Origin of the sequence: Teichococcus rhizosphaerae (assembly GCF_002631185.1) — a bacterium.
Classification (GTDB): domain Bacteria; phylum Pseudomonadota; class Alphaproteobacteria; order Acetobacterales; family Acetobacteraceae; genus Pseudoroseomonas; species Pseudoroseomonas rhizosphaerae.
In genome coordinates, this window is sequence record NZ_PDNU01000015.1 from 166,554 (window position 1) to 176,333 (window position 9,780).

The window sequence follows — 9,780 nt, forward strand, 5'->3', positions numbered from 1 at the left end:
CCACGACGCCGCATTGAGAGGAAGCCGGGAACCATGGTCAGTTTCGCCACGCTGGACGGCCAGCCGCCGATCGTCATCGCCCATCGCGGCGCCAGCGGGTACCGTCCCGAGCACACGCTGGAAGCCTACCGCCTGGCCATCGAGATGGGCGTGAGCGTGATCGAGCCCGATCTCGTCTCCACCCGGGACGGCGTGCTGGTGGCCCGCCACGAGCACACCCTGTCCGACACCACCAACGTCGCCGAGCTGCCGGAATTCGCCGGCCGCCGCGCCACCAAGCTGATCGGCGGCCGCGAGGTCACCGACTGGTTCACCGAGGACTTCACCCTGGCCGAGCTGAAGACGCTGCGCGCCAAGGAAAGGCTGGGTGAGGCCCGGCCCGAGAGCGCGTCCTTCGATGGCCGGTTCGAGATCCCCACGCTGGAGGAGATCGTCGCTCTGGTTCGCCAGGTGGAGGCGGAGACGGGGCGCAAGATCGCCATTGCGCCCGAGACCAAGAGCCCCTCCTTCTTCGAATCCATCGGCCTCGACACCAGCGCCATGCTGGTGGAGCAGCTGGTGGCGCTCGGCTTCACCGACCCGGCGCGCGTCTTCATCCAGTCCTTCGAGAGCGGCAACCTGATCCGCCTGCATGACGAGATCATGCCGGGCGCGGGGGTGGACCTGCCGCTGGTGCAGCTCGGCAACGCCTACACGCCGGAGGCGCTGGCCGAGATCGCGCGCTATGCCGACATCGTGGGCCCGAGCAAGGACGCCATCCTGCTGCGCGCCCCCGTCGCGCCGGTGGACGCCGATGGCGATGGCGTGGCGCAGATCGCCCGCCAGCTCACCGGCGAGGTGCGCCCGCTGGTCGAGAACGCCCATGCGGCGGGGCTCAAGGTCATCCCCTACACGCTGCGCGCCGAGGAGCAGTTCCTGGTGCTGGACGTGGACGGCACGCCGCTGACCACGCAGGACGAGATGCGCAAGCTGATCGAGCTCGGCGTGGACGGCTTCTTCACCGACCAGCCCGATCTCGGCCTGGAGGCGGTGGCCGACTTCATGGCCGCCGACGGCACGGCGGGCGACGACACGCTGGCGGGCACGGACGGCATCGACTTCCTCGATGGCGGCGCGGGCGACGACAGCATCGATGGCGGCGCGGGCGATGACGTCCTCAAGGGCGGCGAGGGCGACGACACCCTGACCGGCGGCGCGGGCGACAACCGGCTGGAGGGCGGCGCCGGCACCGACACGGCCGTGTTCGCCGGCCGCCTGGCCGACTATGCCGCCGCGCGCGAGGGCGCGGCGCTGGTGCTGGGCGGCGAGGCCGGCACCGACACCCTGCTCTCCATCGAGCGGCTGGTCTTCGCCGACGGCACGCTGCGGCTGGATGGCGGCGACGCGCTGTTCGACAGCCTGGCCTACGCCCTGGCCAACCCGGATGTCTGGGCCGCCGGGGTGGATCTGAAGGCGCATTACGACAACCATGGCTGGCGCGAGGGGCGCGACCCCAACGCCCTGTTCGACACGGATGCCTATCTGGCGGCCAACCCGGACGTGGCGGCGGCGGGGATGAACCCGCTCGACCACTACCGCGCCTTCGGCTGGAAGGAGGGCCGCGACCCCTCCGCCGGCTTCGACAGCGAGGCCTACCTGGCGCGCAACGCCGACGTGGCGGAGGCCGGGATGAACCCGCTGGCGCACTACCTGGCGCACGGCCAGGCCGAGGGCCGCATCGCCACCGCCGCCATCGGCAGGGTGGAGGCGGATGGCTTCGATGCCGCCTTCTACCTGCTGAGCAATGCCGATGTGGCCCGTGCCGGTTTCGACGCCCGCGACCATTACGAGCGGCATGGCCGCGCCGAGGGCCGCGACCCGAACGGCTTCTTCGATGCGGGCGCCTATCGCGAGGCGCATGCGGACGTGGCGGCCGCCGGGGTGGACCCGATGCTGCACTACCTGGAGCACGGCTTCGGCGAGGGCCGCGCGACCTTTGGCGGCTTTGACGCCGCGGCCTATCTGGCGGCGAACGCGGACGTGGCCGAGGCGGGCGTGAACCCGCTGATGCACTTCCTGCAGCACGGCGCCGCCGAGGGCCGCCTGCCCGAGCCCGCCCTGCTGGGCTGACGGGCCGCGGCGGCTGGCCGCCGAAAGGGCCGGCTTGCCGGAAAGAACGGCGCGAGGGCCGGCGGGGCAATCCGCCTCCCGGCCTTTCCCCCGGCGAGGGCGTTGATCTACATAAGCCGCCCATGGCGCGTTTCCCGGCGCGCGGCCGCCCCGCCGCGCCGCCGCTCCCATCTCCGGCCGGCCCTTCGGCCAAGTCTTCGGCCGCATCTCCGGCCGCCTCTCCGGGCGCCCGCAACCCGCCGCGCCGCCGCGGCGGCGTGGGCGCCTGGCTCCGCCGCCTGCTGCTGCTGGCGATCTGGGGAAGCGTGGCGGCCGCGGCCCTGCTGCTCTTCTTCGCCTGGGACCTGCCGCGGCCGGAGGAGGCGCTGGCCACCACGCGCCGCCCTTCCGTGACGCTGGAGGCCGCCGATGGCCGCCTCCTGTCCACCCATGGCGACCTTTATGGCGAGGTGGCGCGGCTCGACGACCTGCCCGCCTTCCTGCCTGGCGCGCTGATGGCGGTGGAGGACCGGCGCTTCCGCGAGCATTTCGGGCTGGACCCGGTGGGGCTGGCCCGCGCGGCGCTGGCCAACCTCCGCGCCAGGCGGGTGGTGCAGGGCGGCTCCACCCTGACGCAGCAGCTCGCCAAGAATCTGTTCCTGACGCCCGAGCGCAGCCTGCGCCGCAAGGTGCAGGAGGCGATGCTGGCGCTGTGGCTGGAGCGCCGCTTCACCAAGGACCAGCTGCTCGAGATCTATCTCAACCGCGTCTATCTCGGCGCCGGCGCCTATGGGGTGGATGCGGCGGCGCGGCTTTACTTCGGCGTGCCGGCGCGGCGCGTCACGCTGTGGCAGGCGGCGATCCTGGCCGGGCTGCCCAAGGCCCCCTCCCGCCTCAACCCGCGCGCCGCGCCGGACGCCGCCATCCGCCGCGGCGCCGAGGTGCTGGACGCCATGGCCGGGACGGGCCTGATCACCCCCCGCCGGGCCGCGCAGGAGGCGGAGCGCATGGCCCTGCCGCGCCGCCCTTCCGGCGATGCGGGCTGGTTCTCCGACTGGGTGCGGGACGACCTGGCCGAGAACTATCCCGGCGCCGGCGACCTGGTGCTGCGCACCACCCTGGACCTGAAGCTGCAGGCCGTGGTGGAGGCGCGGCTGGAGGCGCTGCTGTCCGGCCCCGGCGCCGTGGCCAGGGCGGGGCAGGGCGCCGTGCTGGCGCTCGACATGCGCGACGGCGCGGTGCGCGCCATGGCGGGCGGCCGCTCCTACCGCGCCAGCCCCTTCAACCGCGCCGTCACGGCGCGGCGGCAGCCCGGCTCGGTGTTCAAGCCGGTGGTCTGGCTGGCGGCGCTGGAGGCGGGTGCCACGCCGGAGGAGGCGGTGTCCGACGCGCCGCTGACGCTGGGCGGCTGGTCGCCGCGCAACGGCGCCTGGCGCGGCCGTGGCACGCTTTCGCTGGAGGAGGCGCTGGCGCACAGCGTCAACACCGCCGCCGTGCGGGTGCTGCTGCGCGCGGGCGGCGCGCGCCGCGTGGCCGAGACGGCACGCCGCCTCGGGCTGCGCGGCCCCTTCCCCGACAATGCCGCGCTGGCGCTGGGCACCGCCGAGGCCACGCTGCTCGATCTGGTGGCGGCCTATGCCGCCTTCGGCAATGGCGGGCTGCTGGTGGAGCCGCATGGCGTGACACGCGCCGAATCGGCCCGCCGCCTGCTGGCGGTGCCGCGCACCGCGCCGCAGCGCGTGCTTTCGGCGGAGCACGCGGCGATGATGCGGCGGATGCTGGGCGCGGTGGTGGCGCGGGGTACCGGCCGCGCCGCCCTGGTGCAAGGTAAGGTTGTGGGAGGAAAGACCGGAACCACGCAGGATTTCCGCGACGCCTGGTTTATAGGGCTCGCTCCCCCCCTGGCCATCGGGGTCTGGCTGGGCAATGACGATGCCAGCCCGATGGATGACGTGCGCGGCGGCACCCTGCCGGCGCAACTGTTCCGCGAGATCGTGGAGGAAGGACTCCCTTGACCGACGCCCCCACCCGCCTGGCTGACCTGGCCCGCCCGATGCAGCACGCCATGAACAACTTCTTCATGGTGTTGCAGGCCAATCTGGAGGCGGTGCAGGCCTCGCTGCCGCCGGAGGAGCGCAACGCGGTGCGGGTCGGCCGCGCCCTGCAGGGCGCGCGGGAGATGGAGGCGCTGATCCGCGCCTATCTGCGCCTCGGCCGGCCGCATGAGGAGGGGCAGGTGGATTCGGGCCGCTTCCTGGAATCGGTGCGGCCCGTGCTGGCGCTGGCCGTGGCCAAGCCGCTGAAGGTGGAGGTGCTCGCCACCGCCGCCATCGCGCCGCCCCGGCCTGAGGTGGACCTGGCGCTGCTGGACCTGGCCGCCGGCGCGCGCGCGCTGCCGCCGGGGACGCCGCTGCTGCGGCTGGACGGCAACGCCATCGCGGTGAACTGGCCGGCGCCGGAGGGCGTGCTGGAAACGCTGGCCGGGCTCGGCCTGCAGGCCAGCAGCCAGGACGGCGCCACCCGCGTCGTCCTCGGCTGAGCCGGGCCGCTCAGCCCTCGTCCGGCGCGCCTTCCCGCAGGTAGTCCTCCGTGGTCCGGGGGCGCGGGCGGGGCGCTCCGGCATAGGGGTCGATCCCGCTGCCGGTGGCGGCGGAGACGCGGCAATCCTCGCACAGGTCGAGCATGGCGAGCCGCGCCGGGTCGGCGAACATCCAGTGGCCGCCGGCCCGCAGCCTGGCCTTCACCCGGTCGATCGAGGCGCGGGTGCCGAAGGTCCGGGCGCAGGCGGGGCAGGTGGCCGGCTCCTCCCGCTTCACCACCCGCCGCTGCCCGGCCTCGGGCCGCAGGTCCAGCCGCGGCTCCAGGGTGATCACCTTCTCCGGGCAGGTGCTGGCGCAAAGGCCGCACTGCACGCAGGCATCCTCCAGGAAGGACAGCTCCGGCCGCTCCGGGCTGGCGGCGAGGGCGCCGGTCGGGCAGACCATGGTGCAGGCCAGGCAGAGGGTGCAGCCCTCCACCGCCACATGCGCCGCGCCGAAGGGCGCCGCCTCCGGCAGGGGAATGAGGGCGGGGGCCGCCTCCGCCGCCTCGCGCAGCGCCGCCAGCGCCGTCCGCAGGATCTCGCGCGGCGCGCCGAGGGGCAGGAACTCCGCCCGCGCCGCCGCTGCCGGGCGCGGCGCGGCGCGCAGCATCTCGCCCAGGGTGAAGGGATCGTCCGTCTCGATGACGCCTGGCGCATGGGGCAGGCCGAGCCCGGCCAGCGCCGCCTCCGCATGGTCCACGTTGCGCAGCACGCCGCCGGCCCCGTGCGGGCGGCGGGCGGGCAGCAGCAGCTGCAGGTCGGACGCGCCCCAGGCGAAGGGCGCCACCAGCGTCGCGAGGTCGGCGGCCGTCACCGCGTGCAGCCGCACCGGCAGCACATGCGCGGGCAGGCCCGGGCCGTGGCGGGACAGGGCATCGATCATCGCCTCGCCCGCCGCGTCATGCAGCAGCAGGGTGGGCGCCTCGCCGCCCGCCGCGCGATAGGCCAGCAGCAGGGCGCGGATGCGGCGCAGCACCGCGTCGGTCGGCGGCAGGTCGTATTGCGCCGCGCCGGTGGGGCAGACGGCGGCGCAGGCGCCGCAGCCGGCGCAGATCTCGGCGCTGACCGCCACGCTGTCCCAGTGGCCGGGCCCGGCGGGGGTGATGGCGCCGGTGGGGCAAAGGTCCAGGCAGCGTGTGCAGCCGGTGCGCCGGTTGCGCGAATGGGCGCACAGCCCCGCCTCGAAGCGGATGAAGCGCGGCTTGTCGAACTGCCCGACCAGCTCGCCCGCCTCGCGCGCGATGCGGGCGAGCGCCGCCGCATCCCCGGGCGCCGCGCGGAAATAGCCCAGCCGCGTCTCGTGGGTGGGAAAGAGCGGCGCGTGGCCGGTGAGGTCGATCAGGATGTCGCACGCGCTGGCGGCGCCGTCGCGCGGCGTGCCCCAGCGATAGGCGGCGCGGGAGGAAGGCGCCGCCGCCGCGTAGCCATCGACGGTGACATTGAAATGGCCCAGCCAGCCGGTGGCGTTGCGGGCGCGGCCGCGCAGCACGGGATACTCGGCCTGCGGGCGGGGGGTCACCTCCGCCTCGCCGGTCAGCAGCACGGTGAGGTCGAGCCTGTCCTGGAGCTGCTCCGCCAGCGCGAGCGCGGCCTCGTCGCGGCCCAGGATCAGCGCGACGCCCTGGCTTTCCAGCGGCACCAAGGGGGCGGCGGGCATGGGCAGGCCGGCCGTGGCCAGCAGGGCGGCCATCTTCGGCCCGGCCTGCGCGCCTTCCTGCGCCCAGCCCGCCTGCTCGCGGATGTTGACGAAGTCCAGCGCGCCGGCATGGCCCGCCGCCTCCGCCTCCTGGCGGAACAGCGGCGCCTCCTGGGTGCAGCCCACCGTGACGTCGCCCTCGCCCAGCGCGCCCAGGAAGCGGTCGAGCTGGGCGCGGCAGAGCTGCTCGGCGGTGCGCAGCCGCCCGCCGCAGCCGCGCGCCAGCGCACCCTCGTCCAGCCGCATGCTGTCCTCGCAGCTGCAGGCGAAGACGGTGCGGTTGGCGTTCTCGGCCGGATCTCTCATGAATTCTCCTGCCCGCCATGATTTTTCCCGCCGGCTGTCCCGGCGCGGGCCGAAGCGCATATATCCATCGCCATGCCGGATGACGAGGGAAGAGCGCCGAGAATGCGCGCAAGCATGATGTGCGAAGGCCCGCTGCGGGGCGGATTGCCGCCCCTGCCCAGCGTGTTCAGCCCGCTGCCGCTGGGGCCGGAGGAGGATGCGCGGGCGCGTGCCATGGCGCTGGCGCCGGAGCGGGGCGGCGGGCTGCTGCCCTGGCTGGCCGCGCCCGACCGCATCGAGGCCGCGCTGGTGCTGGAGCCGGAGGAGCGGCTCGCCGCCGCCCGGGCCGGGCTGCTCGCCGCCGCCAGCGCCGCCGCCGCCGCGCTGGCGGTGTTCGGCCCGCCCGAGATCCCGGTGACGCTGCGCTGGCCCGCCCGCATCGTGCTGAACGGGGCGGTGGTGGGGGAGGCGTTCCTGGGCGCGCCACCCGGCACGGCGGAGGAGGGCGTGCCGGACTGGCTGGTGGTGGGCATCCGGCTGTTCTGGCGCCACCCGGAGGGCCATGAGCCCGGCCTTGATCCAGGCCGCACCGCGCTGGCCGAGGAGGGCTTCCTGGAGGTGCCGCCCGGGGAGGTGGTGGCCGCCTGGGCGCGGCACCTGATGGCGGGCCTCGCCGAATGGCAGTCGCGCGGCTTCCGGGCCATGGCCGATGCGGTGCTGGAGCGGCTGGAGACGGAGCCCTGGATGGAAGGCGCCCGGCGCGGCCTCGACCCCGCCACCGGCGCGCTGGTGCTGCGCCGCGAGGGCGTGGACACGCATCACCCCCTGGAGGCCGGATGAGCCCGCACCGCCTGCCGCGCACCCTGCGGCTCGACCCGTCCGACGCCGTGGTGTTCGGCCGCGCCGCCGAGCCCGGCGAATGGGCCGTGCCCGGCGGCTTCGACTTCTGGGACGAGGACCCGGCGGCGCTGGCCGGCAAGCGGCGGCAGGAGTTCCGCGCCGGCTTCCTGGGCCTTGGCAGCTTCGGCTTCTCCACCCTGGTGGAGGTGGCGGAGGCCACGGCGGGGGAGCGCGCCGCGGCGGTGGCGGCGCTGGCCGCGCATATCCGCGCCGCCTATGGCGCGCCGGACGAGGCCGCCGCCCGCGCCGCCGCCGAGGAGGAGATCGGCTTCGCGGAATCGCTGTGCGGCCACCCGCCCGGCACGGTGCTGGCCCTGGCCCGGAGCGTGGAGGGGGGGCAGGTGCGCGAGCGGTTCCGCACCCTGCACCGCCGCGAGACGCCGCACCGCGACTTCGGCAGCCTGCCCGTCTTCGGCATCGTGGAGGTGGAGGGGGAGGAGCCCGAGGCGGTGGATCTCGGCGCGCTGCGCAAGGGCGAATGACTTGCCGGGGAAGCCACGGGTTCGGGAGAATTTATTTTGCCGGCGCCTCGTTTTACTGTTGGGTGATTTGTCATGACCGCTGATTTCTGGATCGCCTCCGGCCACCAGCTTTGCGACCGCGACGAGGCGGGGCGGCTGATCTCCACCCCGGACCTGTGGCGCGCCTTTCTCGCCCGTCCCGAGCTGGTGCCGCCGGAGGAGGCCTGCGGCGCCGAGCGCGCCCTGCACGCCGCGCTGCTGGCCGACCCGCTGCACCCCGTGGCCCCCGCCATTCTCGCCCGGCTGGCCGACCCGGACGCCGCGGAGAACTGGCAGGTCTTCCTCGACTTCCGCGACCGCGTGCTGTCCCACCCCACGCTGGAGGCCGCCTGGCTGGCGCTGTATCGGGGCGGGGTGGGCGGCGTGCCGCCGCTGTTCCTGCAGATGCTCACCCAGCTCGTCGCCCGCGCCGCGCTGGAGGGGGAGGCGGATGCCTACACGCTGCGCGCCGCCGAGTGCCTGTTCCGCCCGCAGCGCGCCGCCATCCACCAGGGCGCGCTGCTGCTGGCCGACGAGGAGGTGGTGGCCGCCCGCGCCGCGGATGGCGACCTGGGCGCGCTGGGCCGGCTGCTGACCGAGGCCGGCGCCACCCCGCGCGAGGTGGCGCTGGACGTGCTGGCCGATGCGGACGCCGCCGCCTATGCCGCCCGCTCCGACGCGCATGACCTCGCCCTCGACATCGCCGAGGGCCGCCCCGGCCAGCAGGGCCTCGCCCGCGCGCTGGAGCGCTTCATCCTGCATGTGCTGGGCGAGCCGGTGACGATCCGCCCCACCCGGCTGATCGAGGATGCCGACTGGTCCTGGCATGTCGGGCTGGACAGCGAGGCCACCGGCATCGCCAACGCGCTGTGGAACGGCGAGGCGGTGGCGCAGGAGCGGCTGGCGCGCATCCTCTGGCTCGGCGTGCTGGAGTTCCGGGAGACGACGCGGGTGCTGCCGCGCGTGGCGGGCCGGCCGGTCTATCTGGCGCTGGCGATGAACCCGGCCCGGTTGGTGCGCCTGAAGCCGCAGAACCTGGCCACCGGCCTGCCCCTGATCGCCGCCGAGGCGGCGCTGTGAGGCCGCCATGCTGACCGACACGCCCGACAGCCTGCGCATCCCTGTCGCCGTCATCGCCGAGCGGCGGCCGGCCAACAGCCCCTGGGCCGACTGGTCCTGGCGCGTGGTGGAGGTGCTGGCGGAGGCCCCCGCCCTGCCGCCCTGGACGCTGCTGCGGCAGGAGGCGGGGCGCAGCCTGTTCCTGGCCGGCCATGCCGAGCTGGCGCTGCACCCGACCGACACCAGCAACTACAAGCACAATCTGGAGAGCGGCGCGCCGCGCCTGTGGGTGGTGCTGCGCCCCGCTTCCGGCGAGCCGGGCATGGCGCTGCACACAGTGACCGCCGATCCGGGCGAGGCGCATCTCTACGCCGATGTGGGCAACGACACGCTGGAAAGCCTGCCGCTGCCCGATTTCCTCCGCGCGCCGCTGGAGGAATACGTGGCGCGCCACCACCGCGAGCGCGGCTTCACCAAGCGCCGCCGCGACCGGGCGGACCCGGAGGCGCTGGCGCGCCGGAGGCCGGGCCGGACCGGGGATGACGGCCCCTATGGAAACGGCCCGGACGGCGATGGTCCGGATGGCGGGGGAGAGGGCGAATGAGCGGGGAGGGTTTCCTGGGCCGCTGGTCCCGCCGCAAGCGCGGCCTGGAGGCCGAGTCACTGGCGGA

Annotated in this window: 8 protein-coding genes; 7 read left to right on the top strand and 1 reads right to left on the bottom strand. The window is 74.9% G+C overall.

All coding sequences use genetic code 11. The annotated features are described in order from the left end of the window. Window positions 1-33: 33 nt before the first annotated feature. The 3 genes from CR162_RS23105 (at window position 34) to CR162_RS10470 (ending at window position 4,627) form a co-directional block, all read left to right on the top strand. Window positions 34-2,109 (top strand): glycerophosphodiester phosphodiesterase family protein, encoded by a 2,076-nt coding sequence (locus tag CR162_RS23105; protein ID WP_176559806.1) that lies wholly within the window; start codon window positions 34-36, stop codon window positions 2,107-2,109. Between the two features lie 257 nt (window positions 2,110-2,366). Beyond that, on the top strand, window positions 2,367-4,103 hold the full coding sequence (locus CR162_RS10465) for a transglycosylase domain-containing protein (RefSeq protein ID WP_245870249.1): 1,737 nt from the start codon (window positions 2,367-2,369) through the stop codon (window positions 4,101-4,103). Continuing rightward, window positions 4,100-4,627, top strand: a complete 528-nt coding sequence (locus CR162_RS10470; protein ID WP_099095489.1) for a hypothetical protein — start codon at window positions 4,100-4,102, stop codon at window positions 4,625-4,627. The genes CR162_RS10465 and CR162_RS10470 overlap by 4 nt, the downstream gene beginning before the upstream one ends. 10 nt (window positions 4,628-4,637) lie before the next feature. Here CR162_RS10470 and CR162_RS10475 read toward each other — a convergent pair whose 3' ends face one another. Next, window positions 4,638-6,671 (bottom strand): 4Fe-4S dicluster domain-containing protein, encoded by a 2,034-nt coding sequence (locus tag CR162_RS10475; RefSeq protein ID WP_099095490.1) that lies wholly within the window; start codon window positions 6,669-6,671, stop codon window positions 4,638-4,640. A gap of 114 nt (window positions 6,672-6,785) precedes the next feature. Between CR162_RS10475 and CR162_RS10480 the strand changes: the two genes are divergently transcribed. From CR162_RS10480 to CR162_RS10495, 4 genes are all read left to right on the top strand, one after another. Next, entirely contained in the window at window positions 6,786-7,490 is a 705-nt protein-coding gene (locus tag CR162_RS10480) for a biotin/lipoate--protein ligase family protein (protein WP_245870250.1), read from the top strand. Further along, the gene (locus CR162_RS10485) at window positions 7,487-8,032 is read left to right on the top strand and encodes a DUF6505 family protein (protein WP_099095491.1); all 546 of its coding nucleotides are present in this window, start codon (window positions 7,487-7,489) and stop codon (window positions 8,030-8,032) included. Before CR162_RS10480 ends, CR162_RS10485 begins: the two co-directional genes overlap by 4 nt. A gap of 72 nt (window positions 8,033-8,104) precedes the next feature. After that, complete coding sequence (locus tag CR162_RS10490) at window positions 8,105-9,130, top strand: DUF6352 family protein (protein ID WP_099095492.1); 1,026 nt, start codon at window positions 8,105-8,107, stop codon at window positions 9,128-9,130. A 7-nt stretch (window positions 9,131-9,137) separates the two neighbouring features. Next, window positions 9,138-9,713, top strand: a complete 576-nt coding sequence (locus tag CR162_RS10495) for a DUF3305 domain-containing protein (RefSeq protein ID WP_099095493.1) — start codon at window positions 9,138-9,140, stop codon at window positions 9,711-9,713. The last annotated feature ends 67 nt before the right edge of the window (window positions 9,714-9,780 follow it).

Excerpts from the sequence above, each read along its gene's own strand:
- CR162_RS10495 (WP_099095493.1), top strand. The coding sequence starts at position 9,138 with ATGCTGACCGACACGCCCGACAGCCTGCGCATCCCTGTCGCCGTCATC.
- CR162_RS10480 (WP_245870250.1), top strand. The coding sequence starts at position 6,786 with ATGATGTGCGAAGGCCCGCTGCGGGGCGGATTGCCGCCCCTGCCCAGC.
- CR162_RS23105 (WP_176559806.1), top strand. The coding sequence starts at position 34 with ATGGTCAGTTTCGCCACGCTGGACGGCCAGCCGCCGATCGTCATCGCC.
- CR162_RS10490 (WP_099095492.1), top strand. The coding sequence starts at position 8,105 with ATGACCGCTGATTTCTGGATCGCCTCCGGCCACCAGCTTTGCGACCGC.
- CR162_RS10475 (WP_099095490.1), bottom strand. The coding sequence starts at position 6,671 with ATGAGAGATCCGGCCGAGAACGCCAACCGCACCGTCTTCGCCTGCAGC.
- CR162_RS10485 (WP_099095491.1), top strand. The coding sequence starts at position 7,487 with ATGAGCCCGCACCGCCTGCCGCGCACCCTGCGGCTCGACCCGTCCGAC.